This window comes from Flavobacterium sp. ACN2 (genome assembly GCF_002303885.1).
Lineage (GTDB): Bacteria > Bacteroidota > Bacteroidia > Flavobacteriales > Flavobacteriaceae > Flavobacterium.
In genome coordinates, this window is record NZ_MRCM01000002.1 from 1 (window position 1) to 22276 (window position 22276).

A 22276-nucleotide genomic window follows, 5' to 3' on the forward strand; every position below is an offset into this window, starting at 1 on the left:
AGATTCTGAGATTCTGAGATGCTGAGATTCTGAGATTCTGAGATTCTGAGATTCTGAGATTCTGAGATTCTGAGATTCTGAGATTCTGAGATTCTGAGATTCTGAGATTCTGAGATTCTGAGATTCTGAGATTCTGAGATTCTGAGATTCTGAGATTCTGAGATTCTGAGATTCTGAGATTCTGAGATTCTGAGATTCTGAGATTCTAATAAATTTACTGCGTAAATTTATTACCTGCAAGTCTGCAAATAAAAAAAGCCTCTTCAAAAGAAGAGGCTTTAGTACTCAGAGCGGGACTTGAACCCGCACGAACATTGCTGTTCACTGGATTTTAAGTCCAGCGTGTCTACCAATTTCACCATCCGAGCATTGTATGGTTTTTTGAGCGAAAAACGGGGCTCGAACCCGCGACCTCGACCTTGGCAAGGTCGCGCTCTACCAACTGAGCTATTTTCGCATTTTCAAATTCTATTTAAGAACTGCAACACTTGATTTGTTTCGTATTGCGAGTGCAAATTTAGGACATTTATTCAATTACACAAGCGTTTTTTCAAAAAAAAATCCACTTATTTTATAACATTCTGATAACCTAAACTTTAAAATTGAAAATTTTTAGATTTTATTTTTTAACCAGCATTCTTTTAATCTCATTCAGCTTCATCAATGCTTCTACTGGTGTAATGGCATTAATGTCGAGACTCAAAATTTCTTCTTTTATCTCTTCCAACAAAGGATCATCTAGATTAAAGAAACTCATCTGCATTTCATCATTAGCAGATTTTATTCCGTTTAAAGCATCACTTGAATGGTTCTTTTCTAATTTCTTTAAAAGCTTTTGTGCTTTCGAAATAACCAGCTGAGGCATTCCAGCCATTTTAGCAACATGAATTCCGAAACTATGTGCGCTTCCTCCTTTCACCAGTTTTCTAACAAAAAGAACGGTATCTTTTAATTCTTTCACCGCCACATTAAAATTCTGGATTCTCGACATCGATTCTGTCATTTCATTCAACTCATGATAATGCGTTGCAAAAAGCGTTTTTGCTCTTCCTGGATGCTCGTGCAAGAATTCAGCAATTGCCCATGCAATCGAGATTCCGTCATAAGTACTAGTTCCTCTTCCAATCTCGTCTAGCAATACCAAACTTCTATCTGATAAGTTATTCAAGATCGAAGCCGTTTCGTTCATTTCGACCATAAAAGTAGATTCTCCCATAGAAATATTATCAGAAGCTCCAACTCTGGTAAAGATCTTATCGACAATTCCCATTCTAACACTATCAGCAGGAACAAAACTTCCCATTTGAGCCAAAAGCACAATTAGAGCCGTTTGTCTTAAAATCGCCGACTTACCAGACATGTTTGGCCCGGTAATCATAATAATCTGTTGTGTCTCCCTATCCAAGAAAACATCATTGGCAATATATGGCGTTCCAACTGGCAATTGCTTTTCAATTACGGGATGTCTTCCGTTTTTGATATCCAATTCGAATGTATCATCGATTTCAGGCTGCACGTATTGATTTTCGACAGCCATTTGCGTAAACGAACATAAACAATCCAGCTGCGCAACCAAATACGCGTTCATTTGAACTGGTTTGATGTAAGTCGAAATCCAAGCTACTAATTGCTCAAAAAGCTCACTTTCTATTTTATAGATCTTTTCTTCTGCTCCTAAAATTTTGGTTTCGTATTCTTTTAATTCTTCCGTAATATAACGCTCTGCATTAACCAAAGTCTGTTTACGAATCCATTTTTCTGGAACTTTATCTTTATGCGTATTTCTAACTTCAATGTAGTATCCGAAAACATTGTTAAAAGAAATTTTCAATGAAGAAATTCCGGTTCTTTCCGATTCTCTTTTTTCAATTCCTTCTAAAAATTCTTTTCCTGAAGTCGAAATCGCACGCAGTTCATCCAATTCTTCATTTATTCCTGCTGCGATCGCATTTCCTTTTGAGATTGCGACTGGCGCATCTTGATTTAAGGTCGTTTTAATTTTTTCGCGAAGCAAATCACAAGCATGTAAACTATCTCCGATAACCTTCACCGCTTCCTGTGGACTTTCCAGTGCAAGCGTTTTAATCGGAATAATGGCATCTAAAGATTCCTTTAAATACACAATTTCTCTTGGCGAAACTTTTCCTGCAGCAATTTTTGAAATCAAACGCTCTAAATCTGAAATCTGTTTAATCTGATATTGGATATTATGCAGAATTTCTGGATTTGATTTTAAATACGCTACCACTTCATGACGGCCTTTTACCTTATTAGCATCTTTTAAAGGCAATGCCAACCAACGTTTCAGCAAACGTCCTCCCATTGGAGAAAGCGTTTTATCGATAACATCCAAAAGCGTAACTGCATTTGGATTATAGCTATGATACAATTCTAAGTTTCGAATCGTAAAACGATCCATCCACACGTAAGCATCTTCTGCAATACGCTGAATTGCCGTAATATGCTGCACACGATTATGCTGGGTCTCTGACAAATAATATAAAATTGCTCCAGACGCAATAATTCCTTCTTTTAATTCTTCAACCCCAAATCCTTTTAACGAATTCGTCTGAAAATGCTTTGTTAATGTTTCTAAAGCATAATCTTCTTTATAAATCCAATCTTCTAGGTAGAAACTATGAAAATCTTCTCCAAAAGCCGTTTTGAAATCATTCTTATTATTCTTTGGAACCAAAACCTCGCTTGGATTAAAGTTCTGCAACAATTTATCAATATATTCTGCATTTCCTTGAGCCGTTAAAAACTCTCCTGTGGAAACATCTAAAAATGAAATTCCGATATTTTTATTAGCAAAATAAACAGATGCTAAAAAGTTGTTAGATTTCGACTGCAAAACCTCATCATTCAAAGAAACCCCAGGAGTTACCAATTCTGTTACCCCTCTTTTTACAATTGTTTTGGTCATTTTTGGGTCTTCAAGCTGATCGCAGATCGCAACACGAAGTCCAGCTTTAACCAATTTTGGCAAATAAGTATTAACAGAATGATGCGGAAAACCAGCAAGCGCCGTTTCTGTATCAGATCCCGCACCTCTTTTTGTTAATGTTATTCCTAAAATCTTAGAAGCTCTAATGGCGTCTTCTCCAAAGGTTTCATAAAAATCTCCTACTCTGAAAAGCAGACATGCATCAGGATATTTAGCCTTGATTTCGTTGTACTGTTTCATTAAAGGTGTTTCCTTCACCACTTTCTCTTTAGCTGCCAAATTGTAATGTTTTTAAATGAAAAATTAAGACAGCGAATTTATGCTTTTTTAGCCGCATATGAAAAGCTTCAAAAATTAAAATATTTTAAGATTTTTTTAGGTCGTAGTACAAGAATTTTATATAGCTTTGTTTATCATTAAAAAAGACCCTTAAAGATGAAAAAAATAATCTTATTCGCAATGTTAGCTGTTGCTGGTATTACAGCTACTAATGCACAAACAACTAAAAAAGCTAAAGCGGCTAAAGTTGCTAAAGTTGAAGGAGCTGGAATGGCTTTCGAAACTGAAACTATCGATTACGGAACTATCGCTCACAATGCTGATGGAAAACGTGAATTCGTTTTTGTTAACAACGGAACTAAGCCATTAATCATTACTAACACTACAGGATCTTGCGGATGTACTGTTCCAACTACTCCAAAAGAACCAATCGCTCCAGGAGCTAAAGGTGTTATTGGTGTAAAATATGCTACTGATAGAGTTGGTGCTTTTACAAAAACTGTAACTGTAACTTCTAACGCAGAAGGACAACCTACAAAAATCCTTACTATTAAAGGTACTGTTTTACCAGATCCAGTAAAAAGCTAATCTGAAAAACATTTAAAATAATCAAAAAGCTTCCTTATCTTTGGAAGCTTTTTTTATGACTACAATTCAAAAACAATGAGAAAACTCGAAAACAGCGAACTAGACCGTAAATCTATTGAAGATTTTAAAAAATCGGAGAAAACACCTTTAATATTAGTTTTAGACGATATTAGAAGTCTACACAATATTGGCTCTGTTTTTAGAACTGCTGATGCGTTTTTGATTGAAAAAATAATCTTATGCGGAATCACTGCAACTCCTCCAAATAAGGAAATCCATAAAACTGCCCTTGGCGCAACCGAAACTGTTGCTTGGGAACATCATGAAAATGTTTTGGAAGTTATCGAAAACTTAAAGAAAGAAAATGTTCTTACAATGGCAATTGAGCAGGTTGAAAGTTCTGTTTTTCTTCAAGATTTTAAAATCGAAAAAGACCAGAAATATGCTTTAGTTTTTGGAAATGAAGTTTATGGCGTTTCGCAAGAAGCCGTAGCAATCTGCGACGGATGTATTGAAATTCCTCAACTTGGAACCAAACACTCTCTTAATATTTCTGTAAGTGCCGGAATTGTGGTTTGGGATTTATTTCAAAAAATGAACTGGCCAGAATAAAATCAATCCGGTTTTTACTAAAAAAAATGTGATTTTATGATATTTTTAAGCATTAAAATGTTAGAAATGTAAATATATTTTTTTATTATTATAAAATTGATACTTTTATAAAATGAAAAATAATTATTTCTTAAAAGCATCTTTTTTATTCATCTTACTGCTGTCCAGTTTTATTGGATCTGCACAACAATATACTTCAATTCCCGATTCTAACTTCGAACAAGCTTTAATCGATTTAAATATTGATAGTGGCACTATTGATGGTCAAGTTCTGACTGCAAATATTATTAATCTAAAGACATTAGTCCTACAAGGAAAAAACATTTCAGATTTAACCGGAATAGAAAACTTCACAAATCTGGAATATTTAGACTTAGGTGCAATTAATAATGATCCTGATAGGAATAACAAAATCAGCTATTTAAATATCACCAAAAACACAAAGCTAAAGCTTCTAAGCTGCAATTTCAACAATCTAACCAGTCTTGATTTATCAAAAAACACCAATCTAACTGAACTACATTTAAATGGAAACAAATTAAGTAGTATAAACATATCTAACAATAACCTTTTAGCAATTTTGAATTGTGGTGGCAACAATCTTACAGATCTAGATGTAACCCAAAATACAGCATTAAAACATTTATCTTTCGACAGAAACAAATTAACAGATATAGATTTATCAAACAATACAGCATTAATCGGTTTATCCTGCAATTACAACGAATTAACAAATCTTAATATCAGTAAAAACATAAATCTTGATAATTTAAATTGCAGTTTCAATAAATTAACCACTCTAGATGTTAGTCAAAATACTATTATTCAAGGCATATCCTGCGATGGCAATCAGCTAACAAGTTTAGATGTCAATAATAATCCGATTTTAAAAACTTTAACTTTAAATAGCAATAAAATAAGTGCGTTGGACATTTCTAAAAATCTTCAATTATATATTATAGATGCTGGCAATAATCAACTAACTAGCATCGATGTAACAAAGCATTTAAGATTAATCCATTTATACATTGGTAGTAATCCAATATCCAATCTAGATGTTGCAAATAATAGCGATTTAGCAACATTATCTTTTAGTTCGACAAAGATTCCCAATATTGATACTTCTAAAAACCCCAAACTAACACAGTTATATTGTTCTAACACATTATTAACTTCTTTAGATGTTTCTAAAAATCCTGAGTTAACCAGCTTAGTCTGCAATAGTAATTCATTAACTTCTTTAAATTTAAAAAACGGGAACAATACTCTCCTTAATAACTTAAGTTTTGTCTCCAACCCAAACCTTAACTGCATTCAAGTAGACAACGCAAATTATTCTAATGCCAATTGGGCTGCTTACAAAGACAATTCGGCTATTTATTCTAACGATTGCAGTAAATTTTCGGCTGTGGCTCCGCCAGTAATTAAAGCTACTGGCGATCAATTATATTGTCCTCAAGAAACTATAAAAATTGTAGCAGACGTAACCATAACAAACGATCCTTCTGAAACTGGAACCGAAGCCATTTACATTCAAATTTCTTCTGGATATTCTAGCGGTTTTGATAAACTTGTACTTTTAAATCCTACAGCGCATTCTAACATTACCACAAGTTGGGATGCTGTGGCAGGAAAACTAACATTATCAAGTACTACTGCCGGAACGGATGTTTTATATTCCGATTTTGTTGCTGCTATTAAAGATGTTGCCTTTACAAATTCTTCTGCAACAGCTTCCGGAATCAAGACATTTTCTATTACAATGGGTAAAGCAAATTATTTACCCTCTACACAACATTATTATGAATATGTTCCAAGCATCGGGATAACTTGGACAGCTGCGAAAGAGGCAGCGGCAGCTCGTACTTATTACGGTCTTCAAGGTTATTTAGCAACCATATTATCTGCTGATGAAGCAAAACTAATTGGCGAACAAGCTTCTGGAACCGGATGGATTGGAGGAAGCGATGCTGAAACAGAAGGGGTCTGGAAATGGGTTACTGGTCCTGAAGCAGGAACTATTTTTTGGAATGGAAACGCAAATGGTTCAACGCCAAATTATGCTTTTTGGAACACGAATGAACCCAACCAACAAGGCGATGAAGATTATGCACACATTACACAGCCCGGTATAGGAATACGAGGCTCTTGGAACGACTTATCAAATGCAGGAGATACCTCTGGAGATTATCAGCCAAAAGGATATGTAGTAGAATATGGCGGAATGCCTGGCGAAACTCCTTTGCAGATTGCAACCAGTACCAAAATCACTATTCCTGTGGCAACACCAGCCAGTAATCTGAGTCCAGTTTGCGACTCAGGAAGCTTTACTTTAACTGCAACAGCAAATGCCGGTACGATTAACTGGTACGATGCCGCTACAGGAGGAAATTTATTAGGAACTGGATCTACCTACACTACTCCACCAATACATACAACTACCACTTATTATGTTGATGCAGGCTGCGAATTAAACCGAAAATCGATAACTGCAACTGTAAATACAACTCCCGCAACTCCTATTGCAGAACAAGACACCTATACCAATTGTGGCCCAGGGGTTTTAACTATTAAAGCAACTTCAAATATTGGTTCTATAAATTGGTATACTTCAGCAACTGGAGGAACAAGTCTTTATGTGGGAACAAGTTTTACCACTCCAACAATTTCATCCAATACCACTTATTATGCCGAAGCATCAAATAGTGGATGCATAAACCCAACTAGAACTCCTATAAATATAGAGATTTACACACCTCCAGCTGTTACTGATGAGACTTTGCCATTGTGCGAATTTAAAACCATAACATTAGATACGGGAATTTCTGGAATGGGTTATTTATGGTCAAATGGAGCTACAACTCAAACTACTACTGTTAGTGCTGGCGGAACATACACGGTAGCCGTTACAAGTCCGTCTCCTGAAAATTGCACGAGCACAAAAACAATTATAGTCGAAGAGCATAAAATTCCGCAAATTGCGCGAGTTGACGTTGAAGGAACTAGAGCTATAATCTATCCTGTAAAATCAGAAGATTATTATGAATATTCTGTAGATGGTGTCAATTTTCAAGATTCTACTATTTTCTACGATGTTCCTGGCGGATTACAAACTGCATATGCACGAGAAAAAAGTGGCTGCGGGCAAAATACCAAACAATTTGTAGTACTTGTTTTTCCTCCATTTTTTACACCAAACAACGATACTTACAACGATGTTTGGGAAGTAACGGGAATGGAAAATTATCCTCAGGCAGTCGTTACGATTTTTGACCGCTACGGAAAATTAATAGCACAATTAAGTCGCTTCAAAATGACTTGGGACGGTACTTTAAATCAAGTTCCGCTTCCTGCTTCAGATTATTGGTACGCTTTAAAAGTAGATGATTCAATGCCGATTTTAAGAGGACATTTTACTTTGAAGAGATAGTTTTTAATGAGAGAATATGTCAATTTGATAATTAGATAATTAAAAAAACATCTCTACAAAATTATCCAATTGACACATTATCTCATTATCTCAATTAATTAAGCTTCTTCTTAATTTCATTCAATATATAAAGATAATCTTCGTGTTTTTTTACAAAATCCCGGTCTGAAACATCAATGATTAAAACATTCAAATCGGTTTGAGATTTTATGTACTCCAAATACCCATTATTGATTCTGTCTAAATATGTAGCTTCAATATTCTGCTCATAAATACGTCCGCGTTTTTTTATGTTTTGAAGAAGTCGCTCTGTATTCTGATATAGATAAACATACAAATCTGGTTTTGGCATTTCTTTATAAATGATATCAAACAGATTTCTATACAAACGATATTCATCTTCGGCAAGCGTTATTTTCGCAAAAATCAAAGATTTAAAAATATGATAATCGGCAACTATAAAATCTTTAAACAAATCAAATTGCGCCAAATCATCGGCCAATTGCTGATAACGATCTGCTAAAAAAGACATTTCTAAAGGAAACGCATATCTATTTTGATCTTTATAAAATTTGGGCAAAAACGGATTATCTGCAAATCGTTCTAAAACAGTTTTTCCGTTAAAATCTTCGGCTATTTTATGCACCAAAGTAGTTTTTCCTGCCCCAATATTCCCTTCAAAAGCAACATAATTAAATTGATTTAGGGGAATTTGTGCAATCGGACTTTCCAGATTCTGTACAACTGTACAAACACTATCATCTGGAGTTACGGCAATCAATTCGGGAATTGTTTTTTGCAAAATCGGATGTTTCCAACTTAACCTTAAATCCTGCATCGGAAGTAAAACAAAATTCCTGTTCTGCATTAGCGGATGCGGGACTTGAAGTTTTTCGGTATCGATTATTTCGTTATCAAAAGCAATCAAATCAACATCAATAATTCTAGACTGATACCCTTCTTGATTCAAACGGATTCTCCCTAGTTCTTTTTCGACTTTTAAAATTTGATTTAATACTTTTTGCGCAGAGGAATTGGTGTGCAAAAGAAGTGCGCAATTATAAAAAGCATCACTTTCAAACCCCCACGCAGGAGTTTCGTAAAGTTTTGAAACCTCGATAACAGTCCCCACATTTTGATGTATTAAATCAATACAATTTTGAATGTTTTCTAGTCTGCTGCCTTGGTTGCTGCCTATCGATAAAACGACTTGATGCTGTAATTTCATAATTAATGCAAATTAACTAAAACTATTTTAGAATTAACCAATATATTTGTGAAACGACGTCTCAAATACAATCCTAAATTTAGATGTCTAGTTTGTAACATTTTGCCCTTTTTTGCTACTTATTAAAAAAATATACATATGAAGTTTTTAGGAAATGTAATTGCCACAGTTATTGGTATTTTTGTTTTTATTATGCTCTTCTTTTTTGGAGTAATCTTTATCGGAGTTGTTTTTGGCGGTGACGACAGTGTCTCTGTTAAATCTAATTCGGTTATTGAATTAAATTTAAAAGAAATTAAAAATGATTACGCAGGAAAATATAAAGATCCATGGGTAACTCGTTTTTCTGAACAAAAAGGCATTGGTTTAACCGATGTAATTAACGCTATTGAAGCGGCAAAAAAAGACGATAATATCAAAGGAATTTCGATCTTAAATGATGAATCGTCTCTTGGCCTTGCACAATATAAAGATTTAAGAAATGCTTTAGAAAGCTTCAAAAAATCTGGAAAATTTGTCTGGGCTTATGCCAATACGTATTCTCAAAAAGAATATTACTTAAACTCTGTTGCCAATACCATTTATCTAAATCCAGCTGGAGATTTAGATTTTAAAGGACTTTCTTCTGAAGTTATGTTTTTTAAGGATTTTCAAGATAAATCTGGAATTCATATGGAGGTAATTCGTCACGGAAAATACAAAAGTGCCGTTGAACCTTTCTTAGACAATAAAATGAGCGATGCCAACAGAGAGCAGATTACTGCACTTTTAAACTCCATTTGGGGTATCGTTTCGGCGGATATTTCAAAAAGCAGAAATATTCCGTTACCAAAATTAAACGAAATTGCAAATGGTCTTTTGGCTAGAACTCCAGAAATGGCAAAACAGCATCATTTAGTAGATATTATTGCTTACGAAGATGTTTATCACGATGCCATTAGAAAAGTTCTAAAAGTAGATAAAGATGAAGATTACAACAAAATTTCAATCTCAGATTACACTCAAAATCATGTAACAACTGCTTTGGCCGATACTTCAAGCGATCAGATTGCTATTATTTATGCTCAAGGCGAAATAGGAAGCGGTGAAGGCGATGTAAACACAATTGGCGAAGGTTCTATGCGCCGCTCTTTGCAAGAAGCTAGAAAAAATGATGATGTTAAAGCAATCGTCCTTAGAATTGACAGTCCAGGAGGAAGTGCGCTAACTTCTGATTTAATCTGGAGGGAAATTGAAATTACTAAAAAAGTTAAACCTGTTGTGGTTTCTATGGGTAATTATGCGGCTTCTGGCGGTTATTATATTGCCTGCAACGCCAATACAATTTTTGCTGAAAACAATACCATTACAGGATCTATTGGAGTTTTCGGAATGCTGCCAAACTTTAGTCCATTGGCAAACAAATTAGGAATCAATTCTGAACAAGTTAAAACGCATGAAAACTCAGCAAACTACAGTCCGTTTGTTCCTGTAGATGAAAAATTCAAAGCTTTCACGTTAGAAGGAGTCGAAAAAGTATATAACACTTTTGTAACTCATGTTGCCGAAGGCCGAAAAATGACTTTTGCACAAGTGGATTCTATTGCGCAAGGTCGCGTTTGGTCAGGAACTGAAGCTTTAAAAATTGGTTTAGTGGATAAAATTGGCGGATTGAATGATGCGATTGCTGAAGCAGCTAAAATTGCTAAAGTAAAAAAATACAGTACTCAGAATTATCCTGAATACGAAAAAACGTTAAACGATTTGTTAGCAAATCTTCCTTTTGCAAGATCGAAAGAAGCTTTCATAAAAGAAGAAATCGGCGAAGAAAACTATCTTCTTATCGAACAGGTTAAGAAATTTCAAAAACAAAAAGGAGTGCAAGCGATATTGCCCTACGGAATCAATATTTATTAATTGAATTAAAAGATGAATAAAGTAATTCTTTTTTTAACGGTTTTGTTTTGGAGTTTCATAAATGCTCAAGACAAAAAAGAAATCACGTTTAAGGAAACTCCGGCTATATTAAAAATTAACAACGACCAGATTTTCGGTACGCTGACAACTCCAGATTTGACTAAAAAATTTCCGGTTGCTTTAATCATTGCTGGCTCTGGCCCAACAGACAGAAACGGGAATAATCCGATGATGAAAAACAATTCGTTGAAAATGCTGGCAGAAGCTTTGGCTAAAAACGGAATTGCATCTTTACGATATGACAAAAGAGCTATAGGAGAAAGTAAAGCCGCAGGCGGATCTGAAGGCAGTCTGGTTTTAGAAAATTATATTCAAGATGCCAAAAGCTGGATTAATTACCTGAAACAAGACAAGCGTTTTTCTAAAATAATCATAATTGGTCATAGTGAAGGCTCTTTAATTGGCATGGTTGCCAGTGCAAAAGCAGACAAATTTGTATCTATTGCGGGCGCGGGCGAACCGGCAGATCAAATTCTGAAAACACAGATTGGTGCCAAATCAATGAAACAGTTAAACGATATGACTTTTCCGATTATCGATAGTTTAAAAAACGGATTTCAGGTTAAAAAAATTGATCCAATGTTGAATTCTCTTTTCAGACCAAGCATTCAACCCTATTTGATTTCGTGGTTTAAATACAATCCGCAGACCGAAATACAAAAACTGACTATTCCTGTTTTACTAGTACAAGGAAATAATGATATTCAAATTGCAGTAAAAGATGCAGAGAATTTAAAACAAGCCAACAAAAATGCAGATTTGCAGATTATTGATAAAATGAATCATATCATGAAAATTGTTGATGGCAATCAGGAAGCTAATTTGGCTACCTACAACAATGAAACACTTCCTATTTCGGAAGTCTTGGTCGAAAAGATAGTTTCATTTATTCAGAAATAATAAAATAAATTCACTTAAAAATCCGTTTTGAAAATAGTTCTTAACGGATTTTTTTTATTTAACAATTTTAATAAAATTCTTACTTTTTTAAGAAAACTTTATCTGCAAACTGTAGTAAAAAAAACTATTTTTGCAGGAGTCGATTTTAAAATGTTAACCCTCAAATCTATTAATATATGCTAAAAAAAGTTTTAAAAATAAGTGCCATAGTTATTGTGGTATTTGTTGCTGCCTTATTTGCCATTCCGTTTTTGTTTAAAGACCAAATCAAATCTAAAATCGTCGAAGCAATTAACGAAAGTGTTGACGCCAAAGTAAGTTTTACAGATGCCGATTTAAGTTTATTTAAAAATTTTCCAAATGCAACGGTTGGAATCGAGAAATTAGTTATCATCAACAAAGCTCCTTTTGAAGGAGACACATTGGTTTCTTTAGGAGAATTAAATTTAAAAATGAGCGTTAAAGAACTTTTCAAAGGAAAAGATGAACCTTTAAGCATTCAGGGAATCAGTTCTACAAACGGATTAATAAAAATTATTTTCAATAAAGATGGTGTCGGAAACTTCGATATTGCCTTAAAAGACAAAAAAGAAGATAAAAAAGATGAAGCAAGCAAACCACTTGCGCTTAAAATTCAAAACTATAAGATTGAGAATTTTACTTTTAGATACATCGATCAAGGTTCTAAAATTAAAATGGTAATTGACAGTTTAAACCACGAAGGAACTGGAGATTTTACCAATTCAAAATTAGATTTGACAACAAAATCTACTGCAAAAGTTTCATTGGACATGGATAAAATGAATTACATGAAAAATGTGAAACTGACTTTAGATGCCGTTCTTGGAATTGATTTAGAGAAGAGCAAATATACTTTCAAAGAAAATAAAGCTTTAATCAATCAATTGCCTTTAGAGTTTGACGGATTTATCCAAATGACTGAAAAAGCTCAGATTTACGATTTGAAATTCAAAACGCCTACTTCATCGTTTACAAACTTCTTAGGTTTAATTCCTTCGGCGTACGCCTCTAGTTTAGAAGGTGTAAAAACGACTGGAGATTTTACTGTAAATGGTTTTGCAAAAGGTGAATTGACAGATACAACAGTTCCTAAATTTAATATCAAAATTGCATCAAACAACTCTTCTTTTCAATATCCAAACCTTCCAAAATCGGTTCAGAATATTGTAATTGATACGAAAATCATTAACGAAACTGGAATCTTAAATGATACTTACGTTAATTTAGATAAGTTATCTTTCAGAATTGACCAGGATGTTTTTAGCGCTAAAGCGAATATCAAAAACATAACGGTAAATCCAATTGTAGATGCAGCTTTAAAAGGAACAATCAACCTAGCTAATCTTTCGAAAGCCTACCCAATTAAAATGGATAAGCCTTTGGCAGGTATTTTAAAAGCTGACGTTACAACAAATTTTGATATGGCTTCTGTAGAAAAAAGTCAATATCAAAACATAAAAAATGCGGGTACAATGAGTTTGTCAGGATTTAAATATACTGATGAAAACAATAAAGCAATGAACATCAGTACAGCATTGGTCGAATTTAATCCGAGTAAAATCAACTTAAAACAATTTGATGCTACAACTGGAAAAAGTGATATTAGCATTAACGGGGTTTTAGAAAATTTCTATGGTTTTATGTTTAAAAAACAAGAACTAAGAGGAAATTTCAACATGAGCTCAAAACAATTGGCTGTTGATGATTTTATGACTTCTGGCGAACCTGCAACTGCAAAAACAGAAGCGAAACCAGCTGAAGCGATGAAGATTCCGGCTTTCTTAAACTGTACTTTAAATGCTAAAGCGACAACCGTTTTATACGATAATTTAAAACTTCAGGATGTTGCTGGAACATTAATTATTAAAGACGAGAAAGCAACTCTTCAAAACTTTAAAACAAATATCTTCGGCGGATCAATTGGTCTTAACGGAGCCGTTTCTACAAAAGAAAAAGTACCTACGTTTGATATGAACTTAGGATTCAATCAAGTTGATATTGCACAGACTTTTACACAGTTGGACATGATGAAAAAAATCGCTCCAATTGCGGGAATCATCAACGGAAAATTAAATTCGACTATCAAATTGAATGGTAATTTGGATGCAAAAGAATTGACTCCAGATCTTAAATCAATTTCAGGAGATTTATTAGGCCAATTATTATCAACTACGGTAAATGCCCAAAATTCAACTGTTTTAAATTCCCTTACTTCAAATGTTAAGTTTTTAGATTTGAACAAATTAAATCTAAATGATTTGAAAATGGCATTAACGTTTGATAACGGAAAGGTAAACGTAAAACCATTCGATATTAAATATCAAGATATTAAAGCTACAGTTGGCGGAACTCACGGTTTTGACCAAACCATGAATTACACGATTAAATTTGATGTTCCTGCTAAATATTTAGGAACTGAAGCGAATAATCTAATCGCAAAATTATCTCCTGCTGATGCTGCAAAATTGGAAAACATTCCAATTAATGCGGCTTTGACAGGTAACTTTTCAAATCCAAAAATTAGTACAGATATGAAAGCTGCTGTAAGCAATTTGACTACACAATTGGTTAATCAGCAAAAAGAAAAACTGACTCAAAAAGGAACTTCAGCGCTTACAGATTTAATCAATAAAAATACTAAAGCGAAAGATACAACTCAAGCAGCTAAAACTGAAAAAGAGCAAAAAACTCAGGAAGTAACTAAAAAAGCGAGTGATTTATTGAATGGATTGTTTAAGAAGAAGAATCCATAAAAAAGTTGCTAAGGTTCTAAGATACTAAGATACTAAGATACTAAGACACTAAGTTTCTCTAAAGCTTAAAAAACTTAGAACCTCAGTATCTTAGAAACTTAGCATCTTTTAAAAAAAAATCCTGTTCGAATGAACAGGATTTTTTTGTTATTATATTGCTCTTGAATAAAAATTTAATCTACCGTTATTCAAAATTGAATTTATTGTTTTTATGTATTGTTTTTTGGTGTAGAGATTAACATCTATTCCGATACTACAATTGTCATACGGTTCATATTTTTTCAAATTAGATACAGAAAACAATCCAATAGTTGGGGTATGTACCGAGCTTGATAAATGCATAATTCCGCTGTCGGCACCAATAAACAAATCTGCATTTGCAATAACAGATCCTATTTCTCGAATATCTTTACTGTAAAATGTGGGTGCCTTAAATCCAATTTGCGACACATTTTCTACAGGTAAAATCTCAATAATGTTATAATCTTTATACTCTGAAGTAAGTTGAGAATAAAATTTTTCCCACCATTCCTCCGACAGACATTTTGTTCCTGTTGCATAGGTAAAAATACAAATCGTCTTTTTATCGTTATTCGTTAGTTCGCTTAATATCTTTCTTCCTTCTGCAATTTCAGAAGCTGATAATTTAAGTTCTAAAGGAGCAATTATTTTATTGCTATTTGTTGGTAGTCTCAGTTTTGAAAGATAATTGCGGAAATTATAAACAGGGTATTTTGCAATATGTTCAAAATCACTTTTATGTTCTGTTTCTTCCTCATTCGAGTCTCCAAAAAACTTGTATTTAGCATTTGAAAATTGAACTGCTAATCGTCCAGAAGAAGAGTTTTGATCTACGTTAATCGCTAAGTCATATGGTGTCCTCTTTAATGAAATCCAGACTTTTGAATAGGCCAGCAAACTTTTAAATGGTTTTTTAGGCAGATGAATTATTTTGTCAACAGTATCGTATTTTTCAAAAATAATTGGAGCCAAAGTTCCTTTTACAAATAAATCAATTTTACAATTTGGAAACATTTCAGACACTTCCTGAACAAGTGGCGTAATTAACAAAAGGTTTCCTAATCTTCCATTTGGTCTACAGATCAGAACTTTTTTGATCTCGCTCTTATCGACCAAAATAAAATCGTCCTGCATATTTGTCTTTCCAACATTCTTAGTCAGATTCCGCATTATGCTACGTCTGTGTACGTTTATTTTGCTTAAAACACTCATTTATGGAATAATTTATTAATTATAAAATCTTAATTAAATTTTAGAAATAGTGGCAGTCTCAAATCTACCTTCTTTTATTATCTAAAAATAAATTCTTCCAATAAGCATTTGTTACAAAATTGTAACCAAATGTATCATCATTTACACTTTTTTGTGTTTTGGAATTGAGCTAAAATTACAATAAATTATCACAGAATTAACAAATTAATAGACGATTACGCAATAAACATCGACAACTCCTTAGAAAACCTAGACATTTATTGAAACCACATACCCTTCCGAACCGCGAATATTAAAAACGGTACCGTCCTCAAATAGTAAATATTGACCTTTAATACCCGTTAATTTTCCGCTAAAAGAAGGTGTTTTATCAAGATTTAAACTGTTCACTTTAGCCGGATAACTCAAAACGGGATACTGAAGTTCGTAAACATCATTTTTTTCAGCATAAAAATAATCTCTAACTTCTGTTGGAATTAAGCTTTCAATTTTTGCTTTCTCTGCGATTAAATCAAAACTTTCAACAGCGTTTTGCAACATTTTTCTCCAATTGGTTTTGTCTGTATAATGGTCTTTTAATGCTACCTCTGTTATTCCTGCCAAATATCGATTTGGAACCTCAACAATGGCAATCGCTTGAGAAGCACCTTGATCGATCCAACGAGTTGGGACTTGCGATTTGCGAGTCACTCCAACTTTTATTTCACAAGCCGAAGCCAAATACACCACGTGTGGCTGCAATTGCGCTTTTGATTCATATTCTAAATCTCTATCTGCAATTCCTAAGTGCGCTGTACTCAATTCTGGTCTCATAATCCAATCTCCTACTGCAGGACTTGAATAAAAACACTCGTAACAGAAACCTTGTCGGTATATTTTTTTCTTTTTACCGCAATTTAAACATTGACAGCCCACAAAATTGATTTCAATTTCTTTATCTAATAATTGATTAACATTTAAGAAACTATCTTCGAAAACCAAATAATATTGAATTGGACTTCCAAGTTCGGTTTGCATTTTTGTGAGTACGCCTTGATATTGCATCCGTATTTTTTATTTATAATTGCTGATTTAGATTTATCAAAAGATTTAAAATTTTTGTGTTAAAATTCGACTTATTAGGTAGAATCTTTACCTTAAATCGAATTGTTTATTACAAAAAAATATTATTTTTGATATGAAGACAAAGTTACTATTTGTCTATCGATATTCAAATTTTAAGTTTTTTGTTTTATATAGATTGTAAGATTTAAAACCTAAAATTAGCTAACTAAAAAACAGATTCATGCCTTTATCTATTATCAATTCGTTTGCATCTTGGGTTCTTAAACAAAGGATTCATCAAATAGAGCTTTTTTTAAAATACCCAAATGAAGTTCAGGAAGAATTATTGCACAACTTATTGACGGCATCTGAAAATACGGTTATTGGAAAACAATATGATTTCTCGAGTATTAACTCTTATCAAACCTTTTCAGAAAGAGTTCCAATTGCAACTTATGAAGAATTACAACCGCTAATCGAACGTACGCGTTTAGGCGAGCAAAATGTGTTTTGGGAAACGCCAATTAAATGGTTTGCCAAATCTAGCGGAACTACAAATGCAAAAAGTAAATTTATTCCAGTAAGTAACGAAGCTTTGGAAGATTGCCATTATAAAGGAAGTAAAGACCTTTTGTGTCTTTATTTGAATAATAATGAAGATTCTGAATTGTTTTTGGGTAAAAGCCTTCGTTTGGGAGGAAGTTCTCAGATTTATGAAAACAACAATACTTTCTTTGGCGATTTATCGGCAATTTTGATTGAAAACATGCCTATTTGGGCTGAATTTAGCAGTACGCCTAGCAGTAAAACTTCGTTAATGAGCGAATGGGAAACTAAAATGGCTGCAATTATCAACGAAACTAAAAATGAAAACGTAACCAGTTTTGCTGGAGTTCCTTCTTGGATGCTGGTTTTAATGAATAAAGTTTTAGAAAATACTGGCAAACAGAGTTTATTGGAAATTTGGCCGAATCTTGAAGTCTATTTTCATGGCGGAGTAAGTTTTTCTCCGTACAAAGAACAATACAAGAAAATTTTACCAAGTAAAGATTTTAAATATTATGAAATCTACAACGCTTCTGAAGGGTTCTTTGCTATTCAAGATTTAAATAACTCAAGCGATTTATTATTGATGTTGGATTATGGAATTTTCTACGAATTTATTCCGATGGATACTTTTGGAACTCCAAACCAAAAAGTAGTTCGTCTGGCCGATGTAGAATTGAATAAAAATTACGCCATTGTTATTACTACCAATTCTGGTTTATGGCGTTATTTGATTGGAGATACAGTTCGTTTTACTTCTTTAAATCCGTACAGAATTAGAGTTACGGGAAGAACCAAACATCATATTAATGTTTTTGGTGAAGAATTAATGGTAGAAAATACTGATCAGGCTATTGCAAAAGCTTGTCAGGTAACCCAAACTGAAGTGATCGATTATACAGTAGCTCCTATTTTTATGCAAGATAAAGAAAAAGGCGCTCACGAATGGATGATTGAATTTAAGAAACATCCTGCTGATGTTAGTCTTTTCCAAAAAGTTTTAGACGAAACGTTGCAGACTTTAAACTCAGATTACGAAGCAAAACGTTACAACAATATGACTCTTAATCCTTTGGTGATTAATGTGGCTCGTGAAAATCTATTTTATGATTGGCTGAAAGAAAGAGATAAATTGGGCGGCCAACATAAGATTCCGAGATTATCGAATCAGAGAGATTATTTGGAGCAGTTAAAAGAAATGTGTTAAAACAACTTATTTACTATAAAATGAAGGATACAAAATTCAGCGATATGACTACTGAAGAGCTGATTAAAAATCAGAAGACATTAAAAACTGTGAATACTATATTCTGTGTTGTGCTTTTTATGCTATTCGTTCTTAATATATTCATTGTTTTTATGAAAGGTTTTAGCGCCATGAATATTATTCCGATTGCTTTGTTGCCTATTCTTTTTTTGAATATTAAGAATTTAAAAGAGATTAAACGAGAGTTGGAATCGAGAAAGTAAATTCAAAAAGTTTTGGATGAAATTTTGCAAACCTTAATTGCACCTTAAAAATCCAAAAGAAATTAAACAATGACTCATCAAGAAAATAAATTAGTTTTAAATAACTTTTTCCATTCTCTGTTTCCAATAGAAAAAGAAACAGTAGAAAGAATTACTAAAAATTTTACTCCTTTTAAATTAGAAAAAAACTCAATTCTTCTGGACAAAGAAACTGTAAGCACCAAAACTTATTTCTTAGAAAAAGGCTACATGGCGTCTTTTATTTTAAATGAAGATAATGATGAAATCATTACAAATATCTTCACAGCACCTTGCTTTGTAAACGATTTTCTTTCTTTTTTTAAAAAAGAACCAACCAAAGAAACATTTCAAACCATTACAGATTGTATTTTTTGGGAAACGGATTTAGAAACTGTTCAAGACAATTTTCATTCTATTTCTCAATTTAGAGAATTTAGCCGACTATTGTTTGTAATTAATTATCACAATCTTAACGATAGACTTATCGAAATGATAAGTCAAAAAGCCGAAACTAGATATTTAAAACTTTTAAAGCAAAGACCCGATATATTTAAGCATGTCCCGCTTAAAATTATAGCTTCGTATTTAGGAATTACTGATACTTCATTAAGCCGTATTAGAAGAGACACATCCCATCTTTAAATTCTTATCATTTGACAAGTATTATTAAATGGAGAAGAAATGATATTTGTAAAAAATAAAAAAATGGAAAGAAAACATATTGTTGTAGTAGGACTTGGAGGAGTTGGAGGCTATTTTGGTTTTAAAATAAATCAAACGAATGAAAGTAAAAAACAGCATCAAATTACATTTGTTGCCAGAGAACAAACGTTTGATACCGTTAAAAATAATGGATTAATTTTACTTTCTGATGAACACCCTAATTCGGTTACAAAACCTGAATTTATTTGTGATAATATAAAAGAAATATCTTCTCCCGATTTAATATTAGTTTGCACAAAGGAATATGACCTTGAAAATATCTGTAAGCAGATAATTCAAATTATAAGCCCGAAAACTATTATATTGCCTATGATGAATGGCGCTGACATTTATGAAAGAATAAGAAAATTAATTCCTAAAAACACGATTTTACCAAGCTGCATTTATGTTGCTTCACATATAAAAGAAAAGGGAATTGTTGAACATAAAGGAAAACCAGGAAAGATATTCATTGGACGTGATCCTGAAAATTTTAATAAAAACATTGACTGGATAGCGGATTTATTGTCTGAAAGCAGAATCGATTTCGAATTGAAGGACAATTCTTTTACTGAAATCTGGACGAAGTTTGTTTTTATTGCCAGTTTTGGCTTAGTAACTTCTAAACACAATTCGTCAATAGGAGATGTCTGTGCAGTTCCTTTACAAAGAAGTGAAGCTGAAGAAATCATGAAAGAAATTAAATTAATAGCCGATAAAAAAGGTATTAAACTACATACGAAAATCTTAGAGAAGACTTTTGAAAAAGCTGCAACTTTTCCGCCGAAAACACCAACTTCATTACAGCTTGATATCAATTCAAATAAAGCAAATAATGAGTTAGAATTATTTGCTAGCCCAATAATTAATTATGGAATCGAATTAAATATTAAAACTCCATACACGGAAAAAATTTACAATGAACTAAAAGAAAAAATAAAGTTAAACTCTTTCTAGGTAGATAATTTCGTGAGTTAAAACCGATAATTCCACTAAACCCCGAATGAGGGATAGAAGTGGAAATCCTTTTATGCCGGGGTTCGGCATAAAAGATTGCAACGGATAGCCCCCGATTCGCCGCGGCGAAACATGCCCATATAAAAAACCTCAGTCTTTTATTTGAAGAGACTGAGGTTTGTTTTTTATTTTGATTGTCGAGCTACTTGTGGAGATCCCTCGTTCCTTCGGGATGACAAAAAATGAGCTAATTTGTCAGGCTGAGCGAAGTCTAAGCCCTTTTCTACATGAAAGCCCTTCGACTTCGCTCAGGGTGACAGATTGTAAATTACATCATATCAATATATCTATCGTGATATCCTAAAAGATATAAAACACCATCAAGACCTAAACTTGAGATTGAGGTTGAAGCGCTTTCTTTTACTTTTGGTTTGGCATGGAAAGCGATTCCTAGACCTGCTAAGTTTAGCATTGGCAAATCATTTGCTCCGTCTCCAACTGCGATGGTTTGGTTGATGTGGATTCCTTCTTTCTCAGCAATTGCTTTTAGATATTCTGCTTTTTTCTGGCCGTCTACGATATCGCCTATATATTTACCGGTCAGTTTACCGTCTTTTATTTCTAATTGATTGGCATGAACGTAATCTATTCCTAGTTCTTTTTGAAGGTATTCTCCAAAATAAGTAAATCCTCCAGATAGAATTGCAGTTTTGTAGCCGTAGTATTTTAAGGCTTTCATTAAACGATGAGCCCCTTGTGTAATTGGCAAATTAACAGCAACATTTTGTAGAACTTCTTCGCTTAAACCCTCAAGAAGAGCCATACGTTTTTTGAAACTTTCGTTGAAATCAATTTCGCCATTCATAGCCGATTCTGTAATCGCTCGAACTTGATCTCCAACGCCATTCAATTCTGCAAGCTCATCGATTACTTCGGTTTGAATTAAAGTCGAATCCATATCGAAGCAAACCAAACGACGGTTTCTTCTATAAATGTTATCTTCTTGGAAAGAAATATCAACATTCAACGTTCTAGAGATCTCCATAAAACTCGCCGTCATGATGATCTTATTTACAATTTCGCCCGTTACAGACAATTGAATACAAGAACGCGGATATTCTTCTTTTTCTACAATTGAAGTTCTTCCAGTTAATCGGATAATAGAATCGATATTTAAATTTTGATCTGACAATATTTGAGTTACTGCAGACAATTGTGAAGCCGCCAGTTTCTCTCCCAAAATATTGATGATATAACGTTGTTTTGATTGTGATTTTACCCACGTTTCGTAATCTTCGATAGAAATTGGAATAAATTTTACTTTAATTTCCAATTCGTATGCTTTAAACAAAAGATCTTTTAAAACGGGAGCTGAAGAAGAACCTGCAGCAATTTCGAACAAAATTCCTAAAGAAAGCGTATCATGAATATCGGCCTGGCCAATATCTAATATATTAGCATCGTATGCTGCCAAAACAGCCGTTAAACCTGCTGTAACTCCAATTTTATCGTGTCCTGAAACTTTTAATAAAATTATTTCTTTATCTTCTGCTGCCATTTTTCTTTCTTGATTATGAAGCGACAAAAAT

General features: G+C 33.3%; 14 protein-coding genes and 2 tRNA genes. 9 read left to right on the forward strand and 7 right to left on the reverse strand.

The features are described from left to right. Positions 1-282 precede the first annotated feature (282 nt). The 3 genes from BSF41_RS01950 to mutS form a co-directional block, all read right to left on the reverse strand. Positions 283-368 (reverse strand) — tRNA-Leu (locus tag BSF41_RS01950). Positions 369-384: 16 nt separating this feature from the next. Beyond that, positions 385-457, reverse strand: a tRNA-Gly gene (locus BSF41_RS01955). 162 nt (positions 458-619) lie between these two features. After that, complete coding sequence (gene mutS / locus BSF41_RS01960) at positions 620-3226, reverse strand: DNA mismatch repair protein MutS (protein WP_172426836.1); 2607 nt, start codon at positions 3224-3226, stop codon at positions 620-622. A 156-nt stretch (positions 3227-3382) separates the two neighbouring features. On the opposite strand from mutS, the gene BSF41_RS01965 reads away from it, so the two are divergent. The 3 genes from BSF41_RS01965 to BSF41_RS23905 all read left to right on the forward strand — a co-directional run bounded on the left by BSF41_RS01965 (position 3383) and on the right by BSF41_RS23905 (position 7856). Beyond that, positions 3383-3814 (forward strand): DUF1573 domain-containing protein, encoded by a 432-nt coding sequence (locus BSF41_RS01965; RefSeq protein WP_095927851.1) that lies wholly within the window; start codon positions 3383-3385, stop codon positions 3812-3814. 75 nt (positions 3815-3889) lie between these two features. Beyond that, the gene (locus BSF41_RS01970) at positions 3890-4426 is read left to right on the forward strand and encodes an RNA methyltransferase (protein WP_095927852.1); all 537 of its coding nucleotides are present in this window, start codon (positions 3890-3892) and stop codon (positions 4424-4426) included. A 112-nt stretch (positions 4427-4538) separates the two neighbouring features. Beyond that, the gene (locus tag BSF41_RS23905; RefSeq protein WP_253251746.1) at positions 4539-7856 is read left to right on the forward strand and encodes a T9SS type B sorting domain-containing protein; all 3318 of its coding nucleotides are present in this window, start codon (positions 4539-4541) and stop codon (positions 7854-7856) included. A gap of 94 nt (positions 7857-7950) precedes the next feature. On the opposite strand, the gene folK is transcribed toward BSF41_RS23905, so the two are convergent. Next, a complete protein-coding gene (gene folK / locus BSF41_RS01980) occupies positions 7951-9084 on the reverse strand; it encodes a 2-amino-4-hydroxy-6-hydroxymethyldihydropteridine diphosphokinase (protein ID WP_095927853.1) in 1134 nt (377 codons plus the stop codon). 138 nt (positions 9085-9222) lie between these two features. Between folK and sppA the strand changes: the two genes are divergently transcribed. The 3 genes from sppA (at position 9223) to BSF41_RS01995 (ending at position 14714) form a co-directional block, all read left to right on the forward strand. Continuing rightward, entirely contained in the window at positions 9223-10980 is a 1758-nt protein-coding gene (gene sppA, locus BSF41_RS01985) for a signal peptide peptidase SppA (protein ID WP_095927854.1), read from the forward strand. Between the two features lie 12 nt (positions 10981-10992). Beyond that, a complete protein-coding gene (locus tag BSF41_RS01990) occupies positions 10993-11940 on the forward strand; it encodes a S9 family peptidase (protein WP_095927855.1) in 948 nt (315 codons plus the stop codon). 176 nt (positions 11941-12116) lie between these two features. Then, complete coding sequence (locus tag BSF41_RS01995; RefSeq protein ID WP_095927856.1) at positions 12117-14714, forward strand: AsmA-like C-terminal region-containing protein; 2598 nt, start codon at positions 12117-12119, stop codon at positions 14712-14714. A gap of 150 nt (positions 14715-14864) precedes the next feature. On the opposite strand, the gene BSF41_RS02000 is transcribed toward BSF41_RS01995, so the two are convergent. Next, the gene (locus BSF41_RS02000) at positions 14865-15947 is read right to left on the reverse strand and encodes a glycosyltransferase family 9 protein (protein WP_095927857.1); all 1083 of its coding nucleotides are present in this window, start codon (positions 15945-15947) and stop codon (positions 14865-14867) included. Between the two features lie 249 nt (positions 15948-16196). After that, positions 16197-16991 (reverse strand): DUF2797 domain-containing protein, encoded by a 795-nt coding sequence (locus BSF41_RS02005; RefSeq protein WP_095927858.1) that lies wholly within the window; start codon positions 16989-16991, stop codon positions 16197-16199. Positions 16992-17232: 241 nt separating this feature from the next. On the opposite strand from BSF41_RS02005, the gene BSF41_RS02010 reads away from it, so the two are divergent. From BSF41_RS02010 to BSF41_RS02025, 3 genes are all read left to right on the forward strand, one after another. Next, positions 17233-18744: a GH3 auxin-responsive promoter family protein gene (locus BSF41_RS02010; RefSeq protein WP_095927859.1), complete on the forward strand. Its 1512-nt coding sequence runs from the start codon at positions 17233-17235 to the stop codon at positions 18742-18744. A gap of 332 nt (positions 18745-19076) precedes the next feature. Beyond that, on the forward strand, positions 19077-19670 hold the full coding sequence (locus BSF41_RS02020) for a Crp/Fnr family transcriptional regulator (RefSeq protein WP_095927860.1): 594 nt from the start codon (positions 19077-19079) through the stop codon (positions 19668-19670). Between the two features lie 63 nt (positions 19671-19733). After that, positions 19734-20687 (forward strand): ketopantoate reductase family protein, encoded by a 954-nt coding sequence (locus BSF41_RS02025; protein WP_095928193.1) that lies wholly within the window; start codon positions 19734-19736, stop codon positions 20685-20687. A gap of 328 nt (positions 20688-21015) precedes the next feature. Here BSF41_RS02025 and serB read toward each other — a convergent pair whose 3' ends face one another. After that, positions 21016-22245, reverse strand: coding sequence for a phosphoserine phosphatase SerB (gene serB, locus BSF41_RS02030; protein WP_095927861.1), 1230 nt, complete (start codon positions 22243-22245; stop codon positions 21016-21018). Between the last annotated feature and the right edge of the window lie 31 nt (positions 22246-22276).